Origin of the sequence: Maritimibacter sp. UBA3975, from assembly GCF_002384975.1 — a bacterium.
In the GTDB taxonomy this organism is placed as follows: Bacteria; Pseudomonadota; Alphaproteobacteria; order Rhodobacterales; family Rhodobacteraceae; genus Maritimibacter.
Genome location: NZ_DGCP01000014.1, coordinates 1 through 24,471 on the forward strand (window position 1 = coordinate 1; position 24,471 = coordinate 24,471).

Annotated in this window: 23 protein-coding genes and 1 pseudogene; 2 read left to right on the forward strand and 22 right to left on the reverse strand. The window is 61.6% G+C overall.

Annotated features, from left to right (window positions below; translation table 11 throughout):
* Nucleotides 1-58: 58 nt before the first annotated feature.
* Nucleotides 59-540: pseudogene (locus tag B2585_RS16310) on the reverse strand (IS6 family transposase); the annotation flags it as partial.
* 125 nt (nucleotides 541-665) lie between these two features.
* Entirely contained in the window at nucleotides 666-959 is a 294-nt protein-coding gene (locus B2585_RS16315; RefSeq protein ID WP_138421450.1) for a transposase, read from the reverse strand.
* A 316-nt stretch (nucleotides 960-1,275) separates the two neighbouring features.
* On the opposite strand from B2585_RS16315, the gene B2585_RS16320 reads away from it, so the two are divergent.
* Nucleotides 1,276-1,845, forward strand: coding sequence for an antibiotic biosynthesis monooxygenase (locus B2585_RS16320; RefSeq protein WP_287438002.1), 570 nt, complete (start codon nucleotides 1,276-1,278; stop codon nucleotides 1,843-1,845).
* Nucleotides 1,846-1,920: 75 nt separating this feature from the next.
* Here B2585_RS16320 and nadC read toward each other — a convergent pair whose 3' ends face one another.
* The 12 genes from nadC to B2585_RS16380 all read right to left on the reverse strand — a co-directional run bounded on the left by nadC (nucleotide 1,921) and on the right by B2585_RS16380 (nucleotide 15,881).
* A complete protein-coding gene (gene nadC, locus B2585_RS16325) occupies nucleotides 1,921-2,730 on the reverse strand; it encodes a carboxylating nicotinate-nucleotide diphosphorylase (protein WP_414674065.1) in 810 nt (269 codons plus the stop codon).
* 136 nt (nucleotides 2,731-2,866) lie between these two features.
* Entirely contained in the window at nucleotides 2,867-4,147 is a 1,281-nt protein-coding gene (locus B2585_RS16330; RefSeq protein WP_287438004.1) for a Rieske 2Fe-2S domain-containing protein, read from the reverse strand.
* Nucleotides 4,148-4,542: 395 nt separating this feature from the next.
* The gene (locus B2585_RS16335; RefSeq protein ID WP_235888905.1) at nucleotides 4,543-6,390 is read right to left on the reverse strand and encodes a TRAP transporter permease; all 1,848 of its coding nucleotides are present in this window, start codon (nucleotides 6,388-6,390) and stop codon (nucleotides 4,543-4,545) included.
* Between the two features lie 56 nt (nucleotides 6,391-6,446).
* A complete protein-coding gene (locus B2585_RS16340) occupies nucleotides 6,447-7,430 on the reverse strand; it encodes a TAXI family TRAP transporter solute-binding subunit (RefSeq protein ID WP_292025013.1) in 984 nt (327 codons plus the stop codon).
* 296 nt (nucleotides 7,431-7,726) lie between these two features.
* Nucleotides 7,727-8,143 carry a MarR family winged helix-turn-helix transcriptional regulator gene (locus tag B2585_RS16345; RefSeq protein WP_292025014.1) on the reverse strand — a complete coding sequence of 139 codons (417 nt, stop codon included), beginning with the start codon at nucleotides 8,141-8,143 and terminating at the stop codon, nucleotides 7,727-7,729.
* A 265-nt stretch (nucleotides 8,144-8,408) separates the two neighbouring features.
* Nucleotides 8,409-10,160: a thiamine pyrophosphate-binding protein gene (locus B2585_RS16350; protein WP_138421443.1), complete on the reverse strand. Its 1,752-nt coding sequence runs from the start codon at nucleotides 10,158-10,160 to the stop codon at nucleotides 8,409-8,411.
* Between the two features lie 26 nt (nucleotides 10,161-10,186).
* A complete protein-coding gene (locus B2585_RS16355; RefSeq protein ID WP_138421442.1) occupies nucleotides 10,187-11,668 on the reverse strand; it encodes an aldehyde dehydrogenase family protein in 1,482 nt (493 codons plus the stop codon).
* Between the two features lie 116 nt (nucleotides 11,669-11,784).
* Nucleotides 11,785-12,231: a hypothetical protein gene (locus B2585_RS16360; protein WP_161349836.1), complete on the reverse strand. Its 447-nt coding sequence runs from the start codon at nucleotides 12,229-12,231 to the stop codon at nucleotides 11,785-11,787.
* 12 nt (nucleotides 12,232-12,243) lie between these two features.
* Complete coding sequence (locus tag B2585_RS16365) at nucleotides 12,244-13,236, reverse strand: ABC transporter substrate-binding protein (protein WP_287438007.1); 993 nt, start codon at nucleotides 13,234-13,236, stop codon at nucleotides 12,244-12,246.
* On the reverse strand, nucleotides 13,233-14,423 hold the full coding sequence (locus tag B2585_RS16370; protein WP_287438008.1) for a Gfo/Idh/MocA family oxidoreductase: 1,191 nt from the start codon (nucleotides 14,421-14,423) through the stop codon (nucleotides 13,233-13,235). The genes B2585_RS16365 and B2585_RS16370 overlap by 4 nt, the downstream gene beginning before the upstream one ends.
* Entirely contained in the window at nucleotides 14,413-15,351 is a 939-nt protein-coding gene (locus tag B2585_RS16375; RefSeq protein ID WP_287438009.1) for a PDR/VanB family oxidoreductase, read from the reverse strand. The genes B2585_RS16370 and B2585_RS16375 overlap by 11 nt, the downstream gene beginning before the upstream one ends.
* Nucleotides 15,352-15,539: 188 nt before the next feature.
* Complete coding sequence (locus B2585_RS16380) at nucleotides 15,540-15,881, reverse strand: hypothetical protein (protein ID WP_292025016.1); 342 nt, start codon at nucleotides 15,879-15,881, stop codon at nucleotides 15,540-15,542.
* Here B2585_RS16380 and B2585_RS16385 point away from each other — a divergent pair.
* Complete coding sequence (locus B2585_RS16385; RefSeq protein ID WP_161349833.1) at nucleotides 15,831-16,223, forward strand: LysR substrate-binding domain-containing protein; 393 nt, start codon at nucleotides 15,831-15,833, stop codon at nucleotides 16,221-16,223. The genes B2585_RS16380 and B2585_RS16385 overlap by 51 nt on opposite strands.
* A gap of 322 nt (nucleotides 16,224-16,545) precedes the next feature.
* Here the strand turns inward: B2585_RS16385 and B2585_RS16390 are convergent, their stop codons facing one another.
* The 8 genes from B2585_RS16390 to B2585_RS16425 all read right to left on the reverse strand — a co-directional run bounded on the left by B2585_RS16390 (nucleotide 16,546) and on the right by B2585_RS16425 (nucleotide 24,403).
* A complete protein-coding gene (locus B2585_RS16390; RefSeq protein ID WP_287438010.1) occupies nucleotides 16,546-17,265 on the reverse strand; it encodes an ABC transporter ATP-binding protein in 720 nt (239 codons plus the stop codon).
* A complete protein-coding gene (locus B2585_RS16395) occupies nucleotides 17,265-18,011 on the reverse strand; it encodes an ABC transporter ATP-binding protein (protein ID WP_161349831.1) in 747 nt (248 codons plus the stop codon). Before B2585_RS16395 ends, B2585_RS16390 begins: the two co-directional genes overlap by 1 nt.
* Entirely contained in the window at nucleotides 18,008-18,967 is a 960-nt protein-coding gene (locus tag B2585_RS16400) for a branched-chain amino acid ABC transporter permease (protein WP_138421436.1), read from the reverse strand. Before B2585_RS16400 ends, B2585_RS16395 begins: the two co-directional genes overlap by 4 nt.
* 7 nt (nucleotides 18,968-18,974) lie before the next feature.
* Nucleotides 18,975-19,847: a branched-chain amino acid ABC transporter permease gene (locus B2585_RS16405; protein WP_138421435.1), complete on the reverse strand. Its 873-nt coding sequence runs from the start codon at nucleotides 19,845-19,847 to the stop codon at nucleotides 18,975-18,977.
* Between the two features lie 12 nt (nucleotides 19,848-19,859).
* Nucleotides 19,860-21,029 (reverse strand): ABC transporter substrate-binding protein, encoded by a 1,170-nt coding sequence (locus B2585_RS16410; RefSeq protein ID WP_287438011.1) that lies wholly within the window; start codon nucleotides 21,027-21,029, stop codon nucleotides 19,860-19,862.
* A gap of 92 nt (nucleotides 21,030-21,121) precedes the next feature.
* Nucleotides 21,122-22,390, reverse strand: coding sequence for an aminomethyl transferase family protein (locus tag B2585_RS16415; RefSeq protein WP_161349830.1), 1,269 nt, complete (start codon nucleotides 22,388-22,390; stop codon nucleotides 21,122-21,124).
* Nucleotides 22,391-22,480: 90 nt separating this feature from the next.
* Nucleotides 22,481-23,239 (reverse strand): GntR family transcriptional regulator, encoded by a 759-nt coding sequence (locus tag B2585_RS16420; protein ID WP_292025015.1) that lies wholly within the window; start codon nucleotides 23,237-23,239, stop codon nucleotides 22,481-22,483.
* Nucleotides 23,240-23,359: 120 nt separating this feature from the next.
* Nucleotides 23,360-24,403, reverse strand: coding sequence for a TRAP transporter large permease (locus B2585_RS16425; RefSeq protein WP_287438013.1), 1,044 nt, complete (start codon nucleotides 24,401-24,403; stop codon nucleotides 23,360-23,362).
* Nucleotides 24,404-24,471: the final 68 nt, after the last annotated feature.

The following is a 24,471-nucleotide window of genomic DNA, read 5'->3' on the forward strand; positions in this document are numbered from 1 at the left end:
CAAACTTCAATGCCGATTGACACATGGCGCTTTCCCGTCGTCGGAACGGCAGGTGTCAATTTTCTGCCCGGTTGTTGAGCCAGTGACCGCAGGTCTGCCGATGGGTGGCGCCCTGATCGTTCAGCGCGGCCCGGTAGGAGCGCAATCGGTCGGTCACGATCTCATCTGCGCGCTCATGCTTGCGCATTGCTTTTCTTATGAATTTCATGGCGGCTTCCGGTCCCGGGTCTTGGTCACAAAGCTTTCGAGCACCTCGCCTTCATGATCGACCGCGTGCCATAGCTAACAGCGTTCACCGTTGATTTTCACAAACATCTCGTCGAGGTGCCACCACCAGCGACTGGACTGCATTCCCTCACTCCGACGCTTGCGGATCTCGGCCGCGAAAAGCGGTCCGAACCTGTGCCACCAATATCGGACCGTTTCGTGGCTCACATCGACGCCGCGTTCGTGGAGCAGGTCCTCGACATTTCGAAGCGAGAGCGGGAAACGGACATACAAGAACGGGGCCTCCAGGAACTGCTCGTCGATCTGCCGCATCAGGCCGAGGTTCTGTTCGGTCTCTCCCTTCGGCGCGTAGTAATAGGACGAGCGCGCGATCGACAGCAGCTTGCACTGCTGACCGATGGACAGCCGGGGATGGTGAGGCTCGATCATGCCGCGCCTCACTTCCCGCCCCAGGGCTTCAGCTTTCGTTCCAAAAAAGAGTTGGCCACCGCCAGCTCCCCGATCTTGGCGTGGAGCTCCTTCACCGGCTCTTCGTAGATCTCGGGTCTCTTGCGGCCGCCGCGCTCAAACACGCCGGACGCGCCTTCGAGCAAGGCGCGCTTCCATTGATGGATCATCGTCGGATGCACTCCGAACCGGCTCGCCAGCTCGGCCGCCGTTTCTTCACCTTTCAGGGCTTCCAGCGCGACCTTCGCTTTGAACTCGGGCGCGTGCTCCTTGCGTTTCGACATCTCTGATCTTCTTCTCGTCGAAGATCAGCAGACTGCAAATCGTAGTTTACGTCACTGTCCGAATTACGGGGGGTAGCTCAAGACCCTCCCTTCGAGATCAGGCGCTCGTGTCTCAAATCATCGGACGAAGGACACGCGCATATCGAACAAGCCTTCGACTTTCGCACCGAGAGCGTGGACAGAACTAACAGGTTTCACCGCGTAAATTTAGATATGTAAGGAAATTGTTAAATCCCGTGCGGCTATCAGCTACAAGGAGCTATAGGTCCAGTCTTACCTTTAGAAACATGCTCAAGCTCAGTTGGAGACAGCCTACATGGTCGATGCAAGATTGCTTGAAGATCGGCAGAATAGCCTTCTGGTGGCACTTCGCGTGCGGCACCGCGACGGTGACAGGTGCGCGGAGTTGCTGCAGAAGCTGAATGAGGTGCTTGTTCAGACAGAAGGCTTCAAGAGCCTCGACGTCATCCGCCGCGAGGGCGGGTTGGGCACGGATTTCTACGTCGTGGTGAGATTCCGGGACAGCGCAGCGCTTGATGCGTGGCGCAACTCGCCGAAGCGCGCGGCCGCCTTGGTCGACATCGAGGCCCTGGCGATAACGGACGTTTCACGTCAACAGGCTGCCGGGGCGAATATCTGGTTCGAGCCGGTTGGCTCACTCCCAAGCACACCACGCCCACCCCTGTTCTGGAAGCGTTGGGCCGTCAGCCTTCTGGCGGTCTATCCGGCACTCATCGTCCTGGTGACGGTGTTGTCCCCGCTCACCTCACGCGTTCCCCAAGCCCTGGGGTTGTTGATCGTCGCGGTGATCCTGACCGGCCTCACCACCGCGTTCATCGTTCCTTGGCTTACCCGGGCCCTGAATGGTTGGCTTACAGCACGCTGACGCGCCAACCGGTACGGGCCCAGGCAATTGGACTCAACTCGGACACACTGAAAGGCGTGGCTTTGGCCGGGCCAATCAAAAATCGAGGCCGAAGTCCACCGTGCCGGCCGAATGGGTCAACGCGCCTGAAGAAATATAATCGACGCCGGTCTCGGCAATTTCACGCAGGCGGTCCAACCGGACATTGCCGCTGGCCTCGGTTTTCATTCGTCCGTCAATTCGCTTCACGGCTTCCGCCATGTCCGAGCTCGTCATGTTGTCGAAAAGAACAACGTCGGCGCCACCGACCTTGATCACCTCGTCGAGCTGGTCCAACCCGTCAATTTCAATCTCGACCACGACCATGTGCCCGGCGTGCTTTTTGACGGCCTCCAGCACCTGCGTAACACCGCCTGCCGCGGCGATGTGGTTGTCCTTGATCAGGATCGCGTCGGACAAGGAAAATCGATGATTGTGGCCCCCGCCATGAAGAATGGCGAGCTTTTCGGCCAGCTTCAGGCCCGGCGTGGTCTTGCGCGTACAAGTAATGCGGGTCCCGGTCCCCGACACCGCCTTCACGTATGAGGCCGTCATCGTAGCCGTTCCCGACAGGCGACCAGCAAAATTCAAGGCTACGCGTTCCCCCGCGAGAATGGAGGCGGCCGCACCTTCGATCTTCATCAGGGTATCGCCGGCCTTGCATGCGGAACCATCGGCAACGATCGTCTCAACGCGCAGTTCGGGGTCGATCAGGCGAAAGGCAAGCGCTGCCAGTTGCATCCCGGAGACCACGGCGTCCTGCCGGGCGACCATTTCCGCATTGTACTGGGTGCCCTCCGGAAGAACTGCGCGCGTCGTTACGTCACCGGCAGTTCCCATATCCTCCATGATCGCGTTGCGCACCATCGGCTCAAGGATGATGTTAGGAACAGAAGCAGCGGTATTCACGGTTTGAAGTCCTTCGTATTGAGTTACGGGCGCCAATCACACAGGGCGCGAGTGCTCCTCACGCCCTGTGAACGCCCTGCTTTGAAAGGGAACCCTATTCGGCGGCCTGCGAGTCAGCCTTCGGGTTGACCAGGGTGCGCCAGTCGACGTCCTTGGAATAGACGCCCTCATGCGAGGCTATCAGCGCTTGCGGCACTTCGGCGTCGGTGCCGATGGCACGACCGCCTTCGGCGACCTTCTGCGCCGCATCCACCATAAGGCGGCGGAATTCCACGATTGCCAGGTCCGAGGCGCCGAGCGTGTCGGTTTCGCGCTGCACGCGGCTCCCCATGGACACCCACATGACGATATCCTCGTTAGGGATGCCGTCGACCCCTGTAAAATGCCCTTCCGCCATACGTTCGCGGTCTTGCAGGAAATCGTTTTCCAGCGTTCGCACGGGCCGCCACTTGTCGTCGACATCGACCCCCGGTACCGCATGGGCAAACTTGCGCCATTCCTCCGTCGAGGGCACGTTCGGACCACCAAACGCGATAAAGTGGAAGGCGGTCTCGTCATCGTTAATCGGCACGATCACGCTGGCCACTTTGTAGTTGTTGTTCGGCGGGATCAACGAATAGTAAGGTGCCACGAACTCGGTGATCCGCAGGTAGTTGTGGGTCTTCGCGTTCTTGATCGGCTTGCGGATCGCGGCGTAGTGGAAACCGTAACTTGTGGTCTCGGTTTGCATCCGCGGCGACTTGTCCGTCGATGGCCGATACCAGGACTTTTCGTCCGACGAAGCGCCTTCGACCCGCGCCGGAACCATGTTGGAGGAGTGCAGCGACGAGCTATGCGCGCTGTCGATTTGACCTTCGTGGATCTGCGCCCAGTTAGCCGGCACGCGGATCTTGAGGATCGAAACCTTCGTGTCTTCCTCGGGGGCGAAGGCCGGCGGCTGGAACTCCGGCATCTCGTCGCGGTCGCCAAGCCAGGCCCAAACGAAACCGCCCCACTCGCGCACCGGGTAGGCGCGTGCTTTGACCTTGTCCATGAGGGGGCTGCCTTCCGGTTCGGAAGACATCGCAACCACGTTGCCATCCACATCCATCTTCCAGCCGTGGTAGAGGCAGCGCAGTCCGCAATCCTCGTTGCGGCCATAAACCAGCGACGCTTTGCGATGCGGACAAAGCTCGTCGAGCATGCCCAAGCGGCCCTTGGTGTCGCGGAAAGCGACATAGCTCTCCCCCAGAACCTCGACGCGTAGCGGCTTGCCGTCGTTCTCGGCTACCTCTTCGATGAGACAGACGGGTGTCCAGTGCTGGCGCATGAGCTTTGCCATCGGGGCATCCCCGGTCACTCGCGTCAGCAGCTCGTTTTCTTCATATGTCAGCATGTCGTTCTCCTCCAGCAAGTGCAGAAATTTTCCACATCTATTCTTAGCTATCTAATTTTTTTTGTCAAGCTAGGCCGGCGGCGTCATCGCTGCAGCCAGCCTGCGAGACAGCGGTGCAGAAAGGGAAGGATCAACCCAGTGGACAATCCTGTCAGGCACAGGGCAACCAGAAAAAGTACGGCCGGTGTAGGCACGCCTTTTAGTAGGCTGCGCGAGGCGTATACGAGTAGCACAAGCGGCGGGTAGACCGCGAGCATACTAATGGCCCAACGTTTCCAGAAAGGCGGAGTTCTCGGGGTCGATGTTGCGCGCGTTTCGGCCACGTCTGTTCCTTTGTATCAGCATCGGTAGAAGTCATTCGGTCGGCCGGGCGCAAGAACCGCGCCCGGCCTTTCTCAGGCACTGGTCTCTTTCTGTGGGCCACCGCCGCGCATCAGCAGGGCGTAACGTCCGGCGAATGCGAGGATCACCAGAATCCCGCCCAACGCCACGAGCGTGAAAGGCATCACGGCGGCGGCCGCAGCCAATGTCAGCACCAGTCGTTCCACGCGCCCCAGCGGCAACCCGATTGAGCCTTCCACCGACACCGCGATCGCCAGCGTGGCCAGCACCCCGCCAGACACCGCGATGACATTGAACAGCGGATCCGACAGCAAAAGCAGACCGGGGTTGAACACGAAGGCGAAGGGCAGAAGGAAACCGACGACTGCCAGCCGCACCGCCGAAAACGCGATCTTGAATGGATCCTCGTCCGCGATCGCCGCGGCCGCGAGAGCCGCGACTGCGATCGGCGGTGTCAGCGCCGACAACACGGCGTAGTAGAGCAGGAACATATGGCTCTGGAGGATCGGGAATCCGAGTTTTGCCAGCGCCGGCCCCACCAGAACGGCGGCGAGGATGTAGGCACTGGGCGTCGGCATTCCGAGGCCGAGAATGATCGTCACGATGGCCGCGATCACCAGTGTCACACCGGGCTGGCCATTACTGATCGTCAGGATCACGTTGGCCGCTTTCATGCCGAGACCGGTCATCGACAGGCCGCCGATCACCAGGCCGGCGGCCGCACAGGCACCCGCGACCGGCAGAATCCGCAGCGTGGTCTCGCCGAGCCCTTCGACGATTTGCCAGGGCCGCAAGCGTGTCGCCTTCGTCAGCATGGAGGCAACGACGGCACCGACGACGCCGGCGCCTGCGGTGAAAGTGGGTGAATAGCCTGCGACCAGCGCCGCGACGATCCCCGCGATGGGGATCAGGAAGACCCAGCCGGTGCGGAAGGTCTCTTTCGCCGTCGGAATCTCGTCGTCCGAGGGGCGCAGGTTGAGACGAACCGCTCGCAGGTGCACCTGTGTGAAGACGCCCATATAATATAGAAGCGCGGGGACCAGCGCGGCGAAGACCACCTGCTGGTAGGCCACGCCGGTGTATTCGGCGAGGATGAAGGCAGCAGACCCCATGATCGGCGGCATGGCACTGCCACCGGTGGAGGCCGCGACCTCGACCGCGGCGGCGAAGCGCGCGCGGTACCCCAACCGCTTCATGACCGGGATCGTGATTGAGCCGGTGGCCACCACGTCCGACGTAGGGCTGCCGGACATCGTGCCGTACAGGCCGGAAGAGATGACCGCGATCTTGGCGGGACCACCGCGCGACCGGCCAGTGACCAACGATGCGATGTTGAAGAAGAACTCTCCACCGCCGGCCTTCGACAGGAATGTCCCGAACATGACGAACAGGAAGACATAGCTCGCGACGACCTGGATCGGAACACCGAAGACGCCATCGGTCGTGAAGACGAGAATATCCAGAAGGTAGCTGAATTCATCTACGCCATGCCCGAAGGGAGGGGGCAGCAGGTAGCCGAACAAGTTGTAGACCAGAAAGAGCACGACGACACCGGTCAGACCGAGCCCGGTGGTGCGCCTGGTGGCCTCCAACGTTAGTAGTAGCAACGCGGTGCCGAAAAACAGCTGCGCCGGTGTGAAGGCATGCAGAAGGCTGATCCGGTCAGCAATAGCGCTCGCGTTTACGAAAAAGAATATCCCGCACGCCAAGCTCAGCGCCGACAGCGCCCAATCGTAGAGCGGGATGTGGTCCGGCGCACGAGGCGTGGCCCCGATTGCGCCGAACATGATCGTGTAGATGCCGCAGACGAAGAGAATCCCCAGGATGAGTGGATCCGAGATCGTGAACAGGTTCGCGTAGATGACCCAGGCCGCGAAAACCGCCGCGACGACGATCAACACTCGCTGCGAACCTGCCGCAAGCTTGCGCCTGCGGCCGGTGGCGACGAGAGAACCAATCACTTGATCAGCCCCGCTTCCTCATATGCCTTCGCGGCACCCGGGTGGAACTCGAGCACGCTGGGCGTGGCGAGAAGCTCGGGCGAAAGTTGCTTCATCGAGCTGTGCACGGCGCGCACTTCGTCGATGTTTTTCACCAGCGAGCTTGCCAACGAGTAGGCGGTCTCTTCGGACATGGAGTCATTGGCCACGAGCAGCGCGCCGAGCGCGGAAGTGGTCACATCCGCTTCCTGGTTCGAGTAGCTACTGGCCGGGATGGTCATCGTGCCGGTGCCGAATTCCTCATTGGTGGCCGTGACCACGTCTTCCGGAACTTCGAGCAGAATGACGTCGTTGTTCTCGTCCACCGAGCGGAACGACGAGTGGTTGATGAAGATCCCGTTCGTGATCATGTCGAGACGACCATCCTGAATCAGGTCCGCCTGCTCGTTGGCACCCGCACGCACGAATTGCCCGCCGGCATCTGTGAGGCTTTCCTCGGTCACGCCCGCCTCTTCCAGCATGAACAACGCCACATTGGACGTGATGTTGCCCGAGCGGTTGATGCCGATGCGAAGCGCCGCGCCGCTGCCGGCGATGTCGTCGAGGCTGTCGATGTCGTACTCCTCGGCCACGGCCTTATCGAGGAAGAAGTGCATCGGCGCCCAGTTGTACATGTAGCCGATGGCACGCATGTTCTCGATGGGCTCAGCAAACGGCTCTCCGCCCTGGAGAGCGATCTGCGCTTCGGCGTCGTGCAACAGGCCCAAGTCGGTCCGGTCACTGCCAAGAAGACCGATGTTGGCGAAGCCGCCACCGGTCGCCTGATACGTGACGACAGAATCGCCGTCGTCGGCCTTGACGGCACGGTCGATGCCGGCACCCAGAAGCGACCACAGGCCACCCGGGCTGCCACCCGACAGGGTAAGGTTCACAGGATCGGCGGACACCGCCGTCGATGAGATCGCGAGGCCGAGCGTCGCGGCCAGAATCGAGTACTTCATGAGTCTCCTCCCTTAGTTTTGCATGAATCGCCTCCCAGCGATTCTCGGTTCGTGTCTCCATCCGGACGTGACCGCGGGCCGACCCGCCTGAACACGCGAGAATATTAGACGTCTACTTTCCTAGCTGCGATATTTTGCCACGTCAAGAAATTAGATATCTCAATTATAGCTTCAAACTATTGCTAGATTTCGCCCGACACCGCTCCCGTGATGGTTGCATAAACGCTCCCACACGGCCACTCAAATATGGTCAACCCAATCCGGACACGGTCGCGCCGACACCCCGGCGACGCCCGTCAAATCTTGGCCAGTGATCGGGTCGGCGGGACACGAAGTCCGCGCGCAGCACCATCTTTCTCATCTTGTTCGAGATTGCGGATGATGGTCGTCAAACCGTGTCGCAGGACCTTCACTTCGACTTCGCTTAACCCCTTGACCGCGATATCGTTGCTCTCCACCGCCATCGGCTCAAGCACGTCGCGCAATTCCCAGCCACGCTCGGTCAGAAAGGCATGCACGCGCCGCTTGTTATCGCCGACGTTGCGCCGTGCGATGAAGCCCTGCTCCTCCATCCGAAGAAGCGCGGTGTGGGTCGTGGGCTCCGTGAGGTTTGCGCGCTCGGCCAGTTCACGTTGCGACAGGCCGTCCGATTTCCAAAGAATGCGAAGGAAAATCCATTGCCCGAAGGTCACACCTTCGCTGGTCAGGCGCATCTGAAGCGAACGGTTGAAAGACCGCGCGGCGAGCCGGATGAGACGAGCGAGACGTTCTTCGTCGTAATCCGGGGCTCCGCCGGCCTTGGGGGCCGGCGTCTTACCCCCTGCCGAAATTTCATCGCTCATCGCAGATCAACCCCTTGATCGAAAATCCTCTTCCGGCCGGACCGGGCAGTGAAGCGCAGGATGGCCGTTCAGTCCGGGTCTGGCAAGTGCACGTTGCGAAACCGTGATTGACCCCTAAAGGAATGAGCATACCCGCTCATTCCTGCGTCATTCCTGCCGCCATTGCCTCGCTGTAGCCGGGACGCACGCGGACGTCGACCACCGCGACGGATCCACGGCCGACCGCGGCGATCGCCTCGGCAAATACCTCGCCCAAGTCTTCCATCCTGTCCACGGGACCGAAGGCCTCGGCCCCCTGGGCGCGCGCCATGGCGGCGATATCGATGTCCGGCTCGTCGATGGCCTGGCCTACGTGCTTGTTTTCGACGGGGCGGCCGCGGTCGCGGGCAACACGCTCCTGGTGGATTTCGTCGTTGAAGTAGGACCGGTTGTTGGCCACCACGATCAGCAAGGGCACCTCGTGATGCACGGCCGTCCATAGCGCCGTGCAGCCCATCAGGAAATCCCCGTCCCCCAGCACTGCAACCGGCAAACGCCCCTGCCCGCGCAGCGCCAAGGCAGAGCCGACCGCCATGCCGGGGCCAGAGCCGATGCCGGCACCGCCATCGTAGCCGAGGTAATCCAAGGGTGCCGCGAAGTCACATTTCTCGCCGTTCCAGCTGAGCGTCAACCGCAGGTAGCTGGGCTCATGCCCCCGCACCGCCAGGGCCAAGGCGTCTGCAAGGCTGTCGACTGAGATTTCGCCTTTCGCCCGTGGCTTGGGATCAGCGACCAAGAGCGCCTGTTCGCCCTGCTCCGCGACGTGACCGATGTCGCAAAGCGCTTTGACCACATCATCGGGGCGCGCCAATAGCGTGAAATCCGTGGCTGGCATCGCCTGGTGGTCCAGCGACCAACCGTTCTGAAGAAAGGGCTCGAGCGTCACGTTAACCACGCGGGTCGCGCCGGGCTTCAACCCGGCCTGATCCAGTGTCCCCGCAAGGTCGACCCAGTCGAAGGAAACGACAAGATCCGCGTCCGCGATCACCTTGCCCGCTTCGGGCGAGAGGAAGTAGCCCGGCGCTCCAGCATGCAGCGGATGGCGCGTCGGGAAGGCGGCCGCGACCTTGATGTCGGTCACCACCCTGGCGCCGAAGCGTTCGGCCAGCGCAACCCGGCGCTCCCAGTCTCGGCCATCGCGTGAAACCCGCCCCATCAGGAAAACCGGCGCCTCTGCGCCCTCGAGCATGTCCCACAACTTTTTCGCATCCGGCGCGGCAACAGCAGGAAGCTGCGGGGCCGCGTAGCGCGCCGGGTCGGGAAGCGCCGGCAGGACATCCAGCTTTTCTTCCTGAACGCTCACGTCGAAACAGACATAGGTGGGCGCCATCGGGGGCGTGGCCGTGATCGACGCGGCGCGCAGCATGGATGCCAGCGAGGCATCAAGCGAGGCCGGCTGGTCGTCCCACTTCACGTAAGGACGCACCACCGCCGCCTGGTCCCGCGAGGTATGCAACCAGTCGATCCACGGCCGCCGCTTGGCCGCATCGACCGGTCCGGTAGCGCCGTAGACAAGCATCGGTACCCGGTCGCACCAGGCGTTATATAGTGCCATCGCCGCATGCATGAGCCCCACGTTGGCGTGCAGGATCACGCCCAGGGGTTGCTCGGTCACCTTGGCCCAGCCGTGCGCGATCGCCACTGCGTGTTCTTCATGCAGGCACAGCAGCATCTTGGGATCACGGTTCCCCAAGTGGTTCACGATACTGTCGTGCAGACCGCGAAAGCTGGATCCCGGGTTCAGCGCGACGTAGGGCGTGCCCAGCTCACGCATCATCAATGCGATGGCATCGCTGCCGTATACGTCGGTGGTCTCGCAAGGAACCGGGCGGTCGATTTCGTCGCGCATCGGGCGATCCTCCTCGGGCGCGGGCTTCATTGACCGCCCAGGTTGATGTGAATGTTCTTTTCGTGGGTGAAGGACATCAGTTCGCCGATACCCTCCTCGCGCCCGATCCCCGACTGCTTCACACCGCCGAAGGGCGCGCCGAGGAAGTGGCGCCCCACCTCGTTGATCCAGACGAACCCGGCTTCGACCCGGTTCGCGGCCCGGTGCGCCGTGGAAAGATCGCGGCTCCAGATCGCGCACGTCAGCCCCACGTCGAGCCCGTTGACCTCCGACAGCATCTCGGCTTCGTCGGACCAACGTCGCACCGCCAGGACGGGACCGAAGATCTCTTCGCGGGCGATGGTCATCCCGGGGGTCACGTCGGCGAAGATCGTGGGCGCGATGAAGCAGCCGTCCTCGAGCGGCCCGTCCGTGACGGCATGGCCACCGGCCACGACACGGGCGCCTTCCTGCTTCGCGCTGTCGATGAAGCCCATGACCCGGTCGAAATGCGCCCTGCTGACCAGCGAGCCCATCGTGGTGCCTTCCTCGGTGGGAATGCCAGGCTTGAAGCGCTTTACCTTATCGGCCAGCCGCTCGACAACGGCGTCGTGCAACTCGTCGTGAAGGAACGCTCTGCTGGTCGAACCGCAGGATTGGCCGCACCAGCCGAAGTTCATCCCCGCGACGATCGCGTCCGCCACCTTGTCTGGATCACTGTCCGGATAGGCGATCAGAGCGTTCTTACCGCCAAGTTCCAGAAGTACCGGCTTTATCGTGTCGCTGGCGCCATGCATCACGGCCCGGCCCGCGCCCACCGATCCGATCAGGGTCACCTTGGCGACGTCCCGATGCGCAGCCAGACCAGCACCCGCTTCGGTGCCACCCGGCAGAACGGAAAAAACGCCAGCGGGCAGCAAGTCCTCGACGATTTCCGCCAGCCGCAGTGCCGAAAGCGGCGCCTGGACTGGCGGCTTGATGATAACCGCATTACCTGCCGCCAGCGGCGCGGCCATCTTGCCTCCACAGAACATGAACGGATGATTGAATGCGAGGATGCGCGCCACCACCCCCATCGGCTCTCGCGTGGTCATGTTCACCCGCTCGGGGCCCATCGGGATCGTGTCGCCCTTCATCTCGGTCACGAGGCCGGCGAAGAATTCCATTTGCGCGGCGGCGACGCCCGCGTCCCCTCGCATCTCGGTGTAAGGATTGCCACAGTTGGCCGCGTCGATCAGCGCCAACTCGTCGCCGTGTTCGCGCAGCCGCGCGGCGATTTCCTTGAGAATCCGGGCCCGCTCCAGCGGTGCGACATCGCGCCATTCGCGAAAGCCTGCATCCGCGGCAACCACGGCAGCATCGACGTCGGCCTGAGTGGCCACGGCGACGGGTGCCAAGGCCTTGCCGGTCGCCGGATTCACCGTGTCTTCGTAACCGCCCGCGCTCGGCTTGTGCCAGCGCCCACCGTAATAGAGATCACGGTGTTTCGGCAGCGATGCCTCGATATCGAGGCGCGATGACTCGCCCATCACAGGTCTCCTCCCCGTTTGTCGGGCGCGCGCCCTCTCCCAGAAGCCACGCCCATGAATTTGTCGTTTCGTGCCATATCGGCCGTCGGCGACGTCGCCACGACGTCTCTGCAGGTTCAGACCGCCATGTCGCTCAAGAGTTGCAGGAAACGCTTTCCGGACATCACTTCACGCAGAGGCAACTTGGCTTGCTCGGCGTCCAGTTCGGCGTCGTATGACAGCCCGCGCCCGTCCCAGAACCACCAGTAGACGATCTCGCCCTGCTTGTCGCGGATCGGCATACGGAAGGTAGGGAACGCGCTGTACGCCTCGGGCACGGCGACGTTTTCCACGAAACTGCACGCGGCGCCAGCCTGCGCCAGAGCCCGGTCGACCGGGATCATGGCCATGAACCGGGTCTCACCCGCGACCAGGGTACCAAGATCCGCGGGACGATCTTCGTGGAGCCCGTCCAGCGCGCGAACCACTGGCGGGTAACTCGGGTGCATATGCGTGACCTGCACGTAAGCAAGTCCGCCGTCGGTGGTGATTTCCAGCACGTCTCCGGGCTTCAGTTCACTCATCTTGCACCCCTTTCAAAGGCTGTAGGCTTCTTGCGTCGACGGATGGAACAACTCGTCCACCGAAACGTGTCTCGGCGACAGTCCCTGCGCGTGGTGATAGCCGAGGAACTTCTCAAGCACGTGCGCATTGCCAACGACGCCGTATGTCCAGGGGTCCTGCCCCATCAGCGCCTGCGCCCGGTTCAGGTTATCCTCGACGAAGGGCATCGTGACCTTGGTCGCCGAGGTATCCTGCAGCGCGTCCTGCGCCAGCTTTTTCGATTCCGAGAATGCCTTGAGCAGAGCGCCGGGAAGCCAAGGGTGCTGGTCCGCCAGGGTGCGGCGCACTCCGAGCACATGCATGATCGGGAACACTTTGGTACGTCGGTAGAAATCTTCGGCAGCGCTCACGCTGTCGGAGAACAGCCGGCCCACGTGCGGATGCCCTTCGGCAAAGCAGCGCGGCCAGCGCGGACCGATGAACCCGTCGATCTCGCCCGCTTCCAGCATGCCGTTCAGGGTGGCACCCTCCGGCGCCGCCTCAACGGTCACATCTTCCGGCAGGTCGACCTTGATCTTCTCCGGACGGCCCGGCGTGTCCATGCCGCCGCGCACCCACGTGACATCCGACGGACGCACACCGAAGTCTTCCTCTAGGATGCCACGCACCCAGACGTTGGCCGAAAGCTGATATTCGGCGATGCCGATCCGCTTGCCCCTCAGGTCTTCCGGCTTCTCGATGCCTTTGTCGGTGCGGATGTAGACCGAGGTGTGGCGGAATGCCCGGCTCAGGAACACCGGGATCGCAACGTAGTGCGGGTCACCGCGTGCAACAGAGATGGAGTACGACGAAAGCGACAGTTCCGAAATGTCGAAGGCCTGGTGGCGGAAGGCGCGGAAGAACATCTCCTCGGGCGAAAGCAGCATCGGAACCGGGTCCACCCCGTCGATCTTGACGCGACCGTCGACGATGGCCCGGGTCCGGTCGTAGTTGCCCATGGCGAGGGAAAGGGTCAGGTCGCTCAAGGTGTCATCTCCTCCTTATAAATTCCGCATTGGCGCGTGAGTTCGGCCGCCACGCCGGTTTCGGCCGAGTGCAGGATTGCGTGGCAAACCTCGAGGCTCGCCCGCCCCCAACGCCCCGTCTGCGCCGGAGGTTTGTTGTGCCGCACCGCGGCCACCAGCGCATCGATCACTGTCTCGCGCGGGACAGTGCTCAGTGGCGTCTCCTCGAAGTGCCGCGCGAAGTCGCCGAAAACCTCCACACCGTCGGGAGTGAGGCGCAGGTCACCCCGGTCGCAGAGCACGATGACCGGGCCGAAATGTTCATGGTGACGCGCGGTCGGCGGGGCGTCTCCGGCGCCATAGGTCCGCGTGGTCTTGAGGCGAGCCTCCGCCTCGGCGTCGAGCCCCTCGAGCGCCCTACGGGCGCGGCCGTAGACTTCCGGTGACTTGTCGCCACCGAGTTCGGCCACATTGTTCATCCAGATGTCGCTGTCGAAGTGGGCGTATCCCGAATAGGTCAGAGTGGCGAAGGCGCCGCCATGGAAGTCCATGAGGGCGGAATAGGCGCCTTCCGTCGGACGCGTCGGGTCCCAGGCCCCTGTCATCGCCGAGACACTGCGCCCGAGTCCGCCGCAGAGTAACCGCACGATGTCGATCTGGTGGACGCCCTGGCTGAACAACACGCCACCGCCCTCTTCGGTGCGCAACTCTTCGGGTCGGCGGGGACGGTAGAGGAAATCCGTGTAGTTGAAGGCCTGCACCATCCGCACGGCGCCCAGCGCGCCGCTGTCGATCACCGCCCGCGCCTGCAGGACCGGCGCATCAAAGCTGTGACTTGGTCCCACGATCAAGTGGACTCCGGCGTCTTCGGCCGCATTCACCATCCGATCGGCATCGTCGAGCGTGACTGCCAGGGGCTTGTCGACGAGAATGTGTTTGCCATGACGCGCCGCAGCCTCGACGTGTTCGGCATGCATCTGATGCGGGGTCGCGACATAGATTGCTTCCACCTCCGGATCGGCGGCCATCGCTTCCACGTCCGAATACCCCGTGCCGCCGAACTCCGCCTCGAAGGCATCTCGGCTCTCGGCCCGCGGCGCGGCGCAGGCCACCAGTCGCACTCGCGTATCGGCGCGGAAGGTGGGCAGCATCAACATGAATGCGCGGCCCAGGCCCGCCACGCCGATGCGGACGGCGTCAGAGGTCAAGAACGAGTTCCCCCTCTTTGGCTCGCGACACGCAGATCATGATGTTTTCGGACTTCTCCTCGTCCATGAGCACCATGTCGCGATGGTCTACCTCGCCCGAGAGCAAGCGCGTCTTGCACGTGCCGCAAGTGCCGCTTTCGCACGAACTCACTGTTGCCACGCCCGCATCACGCAGCGCCTCGAGGATCGACCGATCCTCAGGAACCGTGACGCGCTTACCGGACTTTTCGAGCACAACGTCAAATGCCTTGTCGTCTTCGCGCACCACGTCAACCGGCTTGAAGTCTTCGAAGTTCACGCGCCCCTCCGGCCAGTGGCCGGAGATCGCCTCGATCTCCTCCATCAATGGCGCGGGCCCGCAGCAATAGACATGCATGTTCTTGGGCTCTTCGAAATGGTCCCAGAAATCGTAGACCTTCTCCGGGTCGCCTTCGTCGTGATGCACCAGAAGACGATCCCCGAAAGCTGCGCGCATCTCGTCGAGGTATGCCGTGTCCTCCGGGCTGCGCGTGCAGTAGATGATATTGAAGGGCTTGCCCTCGCGATCGAGTTGCTGCGCCATGGAGTAGATCGGCGTCACCCCGATCCCACCGGCGATCAGCAGATATTCGTTCGCCTCGCCCATGGGAAAATCATTCTCGGGCGGCTCGACACGCAGTTCCGTGCCGACGGTCGCCTCGTCGTGCATGGACGCAGATCCCCCACGCGATTCCGGCTCCCGCTTGACCGCGATCTTGTACACCTCCGGGGCGCTGCCATCATTGATCAGCGAATACCGGCGCATCGCCTTCGATGGCGTCTCTATCGTCACGTGCGCCCCGGGCTCGAACGTCGGCAGCTCGGCACCGTCCAACGGGGCGAGCGTGAATTCGCAAATCTGCTCGGTCAACGGCCGCCGAGCTTCGACGCGCATGGTCAGATCCGTCATGAACCACCTCCTTCAAGCGCTCCCGCCGAACCCCGCGTCATACGGATCGTGGGCGCCGGAGAACATATATTTAGATTGCTAATTTGTTGTCAAGAGTTATGGAAAAGTTGTTTCCGCCTATGTGTTCGCTTTTCAGTTGCTACCCTTTGACCTGAAAACGCTCTCCGCAAAACCCGGGCAAGTCCATATCACAGTGCTTCTGTGCCCGTGCGCACCATCACGAAGTCGAAGCGGGACGACCAGATGGCGTCATCGTCGATCGTGCGGTCGAACGGTGCGACGAGGGATCGTTTGAGGCCGAAGACGTTCACCCGGACGTCACGGTCGAATTCTCGACCCGCATTCCCTCGCAACCTCGCTCCGGCCCCGGCATCCTTCCTGCCGTCATTGAGAAGTTCCGGGGGGGGGGGGATGCTCGTTGAGAACGGCTGATCCAACTGGATCTTCGCGCCATCGCGACACCTGAAATTGCCGAAGCCGTGCTTGCCGACGACAAGGACATGCTCCGCCAGACCCACGTTCTGCTGCACGTCACCGAACGCGTCATCTGGGCGAGCCTTTTCGAGATCCCAGCTCTGCCCGGGCTGCGGTCCCGCCCTCTGCTCACGTTCGAGAACTACACGATGTTCCTGCAGACGGTATCACGCGGACTAGGCATCGCGCTCGCGCCGGTCCAACTGATCAAAAACGACCTCGCCAAGGGTCGGCTGGTAACGGTTTCCGACATGGCGGTTAAGTCGCGTAGCGTCGGATACCTGGTCTACCAGCAGCAGATGGAGAACTACCCGCCGCTCGTCGCGTTTCGCGACTGGCTTCGGGAGACCATCGCGGACGACATCGCAAGGACGAATGGCGGGGGCGATCGGCAATGATCACGCGGCTCCGGCGAGGCCCTTCATGCGATTTGGGAATGAGTCGCGCATGTTCCGCCTGCGCTAGCGAAGTACGCTCGCCGCCTTTAATCGCCGCTCGCGCGCAGATACGGCAAGCTGCGCTACAACTGGAGCAACAGGATAGAAATCATGTCCGGCCGGCTCAAATAACGGAACCCCAAAAATTTCGCACTCATTTCTGATCAGTATCAGGAGTCAAGACCAGTCGGCTTGGTTGATGTTCGCTCCGTGACGGCGAGGATCGTGCTTAGTGCGTCGACGATGCCAGGGTGATAACATTGGTCTGTGCCGTAGGCGTCTCCTATTCGTTTTCTGAAGAGACGGCCGACAAGCCGATAGCACTTTCCAGCACGTCCGGCCGGCCGCGCAACTCATCGGTCGTGCCCGAGAAGACCATCTGACCCCGCTGCACTACCAATGCGCGGTCGCAGAAATCCAGAACGGTGGCCACGTGCTGCTCGACAAGGACGCAGCCGAGGCCTGTTTCCTCGACCATTTTCCGTACCGACTTCATGACGTCTTGCGCCAGGGTTGGCGAAAGACCTTCGAGCGGCTCGTCCAGCATTAAAAAGTCGGGCTTCGTCATGATTGCCCGTGCGATGGACAGCATTTGCTGTTCGCCGCCGCTGAGATCGGCGCCGAGATTCTGCATCCTCTCGCCAAGCCTGGGGAACAGTTTCACCGCCAGCTTGGTCCGATCGCGCTCGGCGCTGGCGACAATGAGGTTTTCGCGCACCGTAAGCGACCGGAACACGTCACGAGTCTGCGGCACGACCGCGACACCAAGTTGATTGCGTTGGTAGGCCGGCATGCCGGTTACGTCGACCCCGTAGATTTCGACCGTTCCGTGGTGGACTTTAGCGTCCCCCATCATGGCGCGCAGGATCGTGGTCTTTCCTGCCCCGTTGCGCCCGAGAATGCCCAGTTTCTCACCGGCGCTGAGCCGCACCGTGATACCTTCCACCGCAACAGTGCGACCATAGCCCGCATCAACGCTGTTCCATGCGATTTCCTTCGCCATCAGCTTGCCTCACCCAGATACATTGCCCGCACGTCCTCGTTCGCTGCGATTTCGTCCGGGGTTCCCGTGCAGAACACCCCGCCACTCACCAGAACGATGATGCGACGTGCAAAGCGGAATACGAGGTCCATGTCGTGCTCGATGAACAGGACCCCCAGCTCCGCTGGCAGGTTTTCGATCGCGTCCATGATGATGTGGCTTTCGCTTTGCGGAACACCCGCCGCCGGCTCATCCAACATGAGCACGCGCGGCTCCATGATCAGCGCGACGCCAAGCTCCACCAGTCGCTGCTCGCCGTAGGCAAGCAGGCTGACATCATTGTCCCGGCGATCTTGCAAACGCAGATCGGTCAACACGCGTTCGACGCTCTTCTCGATCAGGTCAGCGCTCCTACCCCCCCAGCCGAAACGATAGGTCATGCCGTTCTTCTGAATCGCGGCAACGCGCAGCGTGTCCGCTACAGTCATGCTGTGAAACAACCGCGTAATCTGAAATGTGCGGATCAACCCGCGATGGGCGCGCTGCCGTTGCGACAGCGCCGTGACCTTGCTCCCGTCGAGCATGACCTCGCCGCCCGTCGGGTCCAGCACACCGCTGATCAAGTTGACGAGCGTTGTCTTTCCCGCGCCGTTCGGTCCTATCAACGCCACCCGGTCGCCCGGGGCGATCGTCAGATCCACGTTGCGGGTAACCTGCAAGCCACCGAAGGATTTCGACAGGTTGCGTACTTCCAGAAGATTGTTCATGTCCGTGCCCCTTCGCGCAGACGGTTCACCGCGGCTTCGAGGCCACCGAACAGGCCCTTCGGCAGGAACAGGACGATCATGACAAGCATCGCCCCGATGAAGAGCATCCAGCGGACCGGATCGACCTCTGCCGCGTAATGGTGGATCATCATGAACACCAAGGCTCCCAGCAAGGCGCCCCAGAGGCGACCTGTTCCCCCCATGACGAGCATGACAAGAATCTCGGCGGAATACGTGACACTCAGCGTGTTCAGCCCGACCACCTGCACGGTCTGGGCCGATAGCGCCCCTGCCAAGCCGGCGATACCTCCGGAGAGGGTGTAAAGCGCGACCCTGTGGGCGAAAATACCCCCGCCGAGGGAGGACACGCGACCTCCGTCATCGCGCACCGCGCGGGCTGTCAGACCAAAGGGGGAGGCCGCGATGTGACGCAGAAGCAGGAAGACAAGCCACAGGACGACCGCCGCGTACCAAAAGGCGAGCCGCCCGTAAAAATCGAACTCGAACCTGCCGAAGAGCGGTTGCATCATGATGCCATAGAGCCCGTCATCCCCGCCGGTGACGGCACGCGACTTGTTGACGATCTCGTATATGATCTGCGTGATCGCGACGGTCATCATCAGGAAGGTCAGGCCGTGGGCACGCATCAGCATTAGTGCCGAGACCAGTGCGACGAGGCCGCCGGCAAGAATGCCTACCACAAGACCGGTCAACGGTTCGGCCCAGACATGCAGGGAATAGAGCGCAGCGGCGTAGGCCCCGGCACCGTACATGGCCGCATGGCCCAGCGTTGCAAGGCCCGCGAAGCCGACAACGAGATCGAGCGACAGGACGAGAAGCGCTGTGATCGCGATCTGGGCCAGAAACGCCTGTTGGTTAGGAAAGATCACGACCAGCGCCACGGCGACGATCGGTATGACCGCGGCGGCGCCAAGGGTTCGTTGGGTGTTTGTCATGGCGGGCCTAGGTCTTGGAGCTGCGCTGGAACAGGCCCTCGGGCCGCCAGCTCAGCACGATGAGCATGAGTGCATAGAGCGCGATGGTCGCGAATTCCGGGGCGAGGTATTTGCCTGCGGTTTCAACTGTCCCGAGCAGGATGGCGGCAACGAAGCTGCCCGCCATATTGCCCGGTCCGCCCACGGCGACGACCGCAAGGAAGAGCACGAGGTACTTCAGCGGATAATATGGCTCCACAGGCAAGAGCTCCGCGCCGGCGACCCCGCCTAGCCCGGCCAGCGCCGCGCCGATGGCGAATGCGGCGGCATAGACCCGGCGGGTGTTGATCCCCAGTTCACCCGCGGCACGCGGGTTATCCACGGTCGCCCTCAGTTTGACGCCGAAACGCGTGCGCTCAAACAGAAGCCAGATCCCCGCGAGTGACAAGAGCCCCAAAACCAGGGGAACGAACCGCTGCGTCGGCATGCTGCGGAAACCGAGATCGGTCGATCCGCGAAGAAACTCCGGCAGACGGATCGGGACCAGGGAATTGCCAAAGATCATGCCCGACAGGGCGATCCCCATGAATACGAGGCCGATTGTCAACAGAACCTGGTCCAGCTCGGGCCGGGCATAGACGCGGCGCACGAGCGCGATTTCAAGGCCGAAGGCAATGATCCCCGCGACCGCCGCCGCGAGAATCAGCGCGAGGACGTAGGGTAGTCCTAGCGCAGTAACAAAGGTGGCGGCCGCATATCCCCCGACCATCGCGAACGTCCCGTGGGCAAGGTTCACGAACCGCATGAGGCCAAGAGTGACCGTAAGACCGACCGACACCATGAACAGGACGAGCCCGTACGAAATGCCGTCGATCAGGATGCTTGCGATGAGCGAGAGCATGCGACCGTTCCCTTAGTCCTGCACGCCGTAGTCAGGCTGTGCTTCGTAGGTCTTGATCTCGCGGTTCACGAGACGACCATTCTCTTCCTGCTCGACCACACGGATATACACGTTCTGGATGATATCCCGAGTTTCGGCATCGATCGTGATCGGGCCCCGCGGGCTTTCCCAGCTGGCTCCGGAGATGGCGGCGATGGCCGCGTCCGGGTCCGGCTGACCTTCGGTCGCGCGGATCATCTCGTAGAGCGCATGAGTGCCGTCGAAAGCCGATACCGTGGCTGGGTTCGGCTCTGCGTCCGGGAACAGCTCCGCGAGCTTTTCCTTGAACGCCTCGTTCTCAGGCGACTCGTGCGCAGCGGAGTAGAAGTAGCCGGTTTCAAGCCCGATAGCAGCCTCACCCAGTGATTGCAGGTCGACTTCTTGTGTCTCGGACGTACCGACGAAGGCGATCCCCGCGTCATCCAGACCGTTGTTTCGGTAAGCGTTGACGAAGCTGTATGTGGGCGGGCCGTAGGGCAGGAACACGAACAGCGCATCCGGCTCCTGCAACTGGATCGACTGCAGGTAGGGGCCGAAATCAGTCGTCGAAAGTGGCATGCGGATGGTCTCTAGCACCTCGCCACCTCCCGCTTCGAAGGCTTTCACGAAACTGGTTTCGGCATCCACGCCAGGGCCGTAATCGCTCACGGCCGTCACCACGGTACGGTATCCCTTTTCGAGCGCGTTCTGCGCCGTCGGGACGGACACTTGCGGAAGCGTGTTCGAAGTGCGCACGTAGTACGGCGATTGCGACACCACGGCCGAGGCCGACGCGTTGAAGATAACCGTAGGTATTTTCGCTTGGGCAGAGATGCCCGCTGCCGCAATGGCATTCGGCGTAAACACGAAGCCCGCCAAGTATTGCACTCCGTCACGCGCGACCAGTTCCTGCGCAAGGGCTCGCGCCCGCCCCGGATCAGGGGCTTGCAGGTCGCGGTAGATGAACTCGACCTCGATGTCTTCTGTTGGCTGCCCGTTCATGGCAACGTAGGTTTCCACGCCTTGCCGGAACGGTTCTCCGAACGAGCCTGAAAACGGACCCGAGAAGGGGCCGATCACGCCGACCTTGACGGTTTCGGCCATGAGTGGCGCTGTCGAAATGGCCGCCACTGCGGCGGCTAGTAGAAGTTTCGTGAGTTTCATGGGGTCCTCCCTTTCCAATATCCGGTTCGAGCGCATCTTTGCGCCCGCCGGTCCTATGCAGCGCCCCATCAAGGCAGCGGGACGCTGCTACGTCAGTAAGATGCTCGACGGTTGTCCTGCTTATAGGGGGCGGGTTGGACGGTGGCCCGGATGTTGATCTGCGGGTGTCCCGGGTTGCCCCATACGACTTCCACCTCATTGCCAATCTCGGCCTCGGCCACATCGATCGTGCAAAGCGAGAGCATTTCCCGAAAGAAATACGAGTAGCCGCGCGAGGTGGTCGTGCCGACGTCTTTGCCGTTCTTCAGAACCCGGTCGCAGTACATGAAGCCGCGCTGATCCCGCGGGATTTCCATCCAGTCGTAGGGCGTTTCCTTGCCGAAAAGCGAGGCGAAGACCTTAATCACGTCCTCAGGGTTCCAAACCAGGGTGCGGATCACCCTGCGTGGGTTGGCTTTTTCTTCGGCCAGCGCGTCGCGACCGATGAAATCGTGACCAAGGTGGATGCGATTGGCCCAGCCCAGTTCAACGGGGCTGCGATACCAGTCCGAAACCTTCTGACCCTCAAAGCTGCCCGCGACGTTGAAAGTCGAGGCGAAGGCAGGCATCGCCGAACGGAACTCTTCAAGATACCCGGCCATCTCCGGTTCAAAGATCGCTGGGAGGTAATCGGTCACGATGGTCGGGAAGCAGGCTTCGAGGTGGTTGATGAAAGCCGCACGCCCGCCAAGTTTGCGGATGCCGAATTCCTGGCCGGCCTCGAGGATCGCGTCGTAAACTTCCTGGCTTTTGTTGATGTCGCCTTGAAGCTCGAACCCGAGTTCACCGGCCATGCCCTGACGCAGTGCCACTACGTCGCAGCCAGCGATCTTGATGTGGCCGTTATACATGAACTTCACGTCGCGCAGCTTCTGTCCGCAGGCCTTTTCGACGACGTGGATCGCGTCGGGCCCCTGAACCTGAAAATTGAACCAGTCGTCGGCTTCAGACGTCGCGTTGTAGTCGCCGTGGCGCATCTTGTAGTCGACCCAGAAAGTGCCCCGGCCGAAATGCATGAACTCGTCCTCGCCCAGCCGCGTCAGGATGCCCTCGGCGATCAGCTTGCCATTCTCGTCGGTGTGAATGACGTGCTTGGACTGATTGAGCTCGAACTTCTCGAAGTTGTTAACCGAGGTGTCCGCGAACAGCTTGAGCGCGTCCGGGCCCCGGAACCGGCGCTCCCAAAGGAACGACCAGTCGCCTATGTAGCACCCTTCCTTCCAGGACATGCTTTCATCCTGCCAGTCGGTGTACTCGGGCTGGCCCCATCGCGTCGTGAAATAGCCTTCCGGCGTGCGCCTCAATGTATCTACTTGGTTCATCTCTTCTTCCTCCAGTTGACAGCAGGCACAGAATCTCCGTTCGCTTTCGACGAGGTCAAAGCGGTGGGGCGCGCCGGCGATTTCGGGTTATTATTTCCTGTTGGCTCTCTTCGCCTTCTCGGCAATCCAAGGAATGGGTTCGTCCTTCGCGCGCAACAGCTGAAGATATCGCGCCGCGCAGAAGGAATGTTCATGTGCCAGCCGTTCGGCCCGCGTGGCTTCGCCTTTCCGGATGCACTCCACGATCGCGCGGTGCTGCTCCTGCGCCATGATGAGCACCTTCTTCACCGCCGCATGGTTAAGCGAAAGCGATTCAACGAAAGCGTTCGGCGAACCGAATGGCAGCGCTTTTATCCGCTCCAGCGACATGGCCAGCATCTCGCTTTCCGACGCTTCCAGCAAAAGCCGGTGAAATTCATTATTGAGGTGGACGTACTCGGTCTGCTCGCTGTCGGTCGTAAGACGCCCCACGACATCATCGAGCTCCGTCACGACGCTCTCCATCACCTGAAGGTGCGAAGCAGAAACATCGGCTTCGGCAGCGAGACGGGCGGCCATGCCTTCCAGTATCCCGCGGATCTCGATCGCCTGGAACACATCCTGCTCCGTATACGATTTGACCTCGTAACCGCTTTTCTCGCGCTTCGCGAGGAGCCCCTCTTCGGCAAGCTGTGCCAAGGCGGCACGCGCGGGCGTACGCGACACACCGAAGCGCTCCACGATCAGCGGCTCTGACACCCGAGACCCAGGGGCGAGCGTTCCATCCACGATGAGCCCGCGCAGCCCGAGAAAGGCCGTGAGTGTCTGGGACTTTGTGTTTTCCGATTCGCTCAAGGCGGTCTCCTCCATATGCTTTTTCTTAAAGCATACAGAAGATAGTTCAAGTCATAACGTATACGTTTGCGCCATATTTGAGCTACAGATGGCGATAGTAACCGCATTACGTATACGTTCTGGCCTTGGCACCGCTCAGGGCATAAGGCTGGGTAAGAGCAATGAAAATGCAGGAAAAATGCTGAGCAGAAGCAATCTGACGAGGTCGGCGGCAAGGAAAGGCATCACACCTTTGAAGATCCCGACCAAACCGATCTCTCGGTCTATGGAGTTGATGACGTATACGTTCATACCCACAGGCGGTGAGATGAGACCGATCGAGACCGTCATGACGATAATGACCCCAAACCAGATCGGATCGAACCCCATCGCGATGACCGCAGGGTATACGATCGGGATGGTCAGGAGGACGATTGCGATTTCGTCCACGAAGGCGCCCAACAGCAGGTAACCCAGCAGAAGCAACGCCATGATCATCGCTGGCGCCATGTCGAGAGCGATAATGAAGCCGGTCAGATTCTGCGTGGTCCGAGTGATTGCAAGGAAATAGCCGAAAAGGAATGCACCGATTGCGATGGTGAAGATCGACGCCGTCGTGCGAAGGGCTTCGATCAGACATTCGCGAATGGCGGGGAAGTCCAGACGTCCCCGCAGTACGCCGATGATCATGGTACCGACCGCCCCAAGGGCCGCCGCCTCGGCTACGGTGACGATACCGAGATACATCGATCCGAAGACGAGCGAAAACAGCAAGAGCGTCGCCCAAACATCTCGTAGCGCCCTCATCCGCTCTCGCCGCTCGGTGCGCTGCGCAACGGGGAATGCCTCGGGTCGGCGAAACGACACGATCCAGATCGCGCAACTGTAGAGTGCAACCGCAAGCAGGCCCGGAAGAATCCCCGCAATGAAGAGCGTGGCGACATCCTGCTCCGTCAAGATTGCATAGACCAGCATCGCGACGGACGGTGGAATGATGATGCCGAGGGTGCCGCCGGCGGCGATGCTGCCCGCGGCAAAACTCGCTTCGTATCCTTCCCTGCGCATCTCCGGCATGGCTATTTTCGTCATGGTCGCGGCGGTTGCGAGGGATGAACCATTGATGGCGGCAAACCCTGCGCAGGCAAGGATCGCCGAGACGGCGAGTCCTCCACGCCGATGTCCGACGAAGACACGGCTCACCCGAAATTGTCAATCGGCGTTGAAGTTTGACCCCCTTTCGGCGTCCATGTTTGGATGCCCCCTTCGAT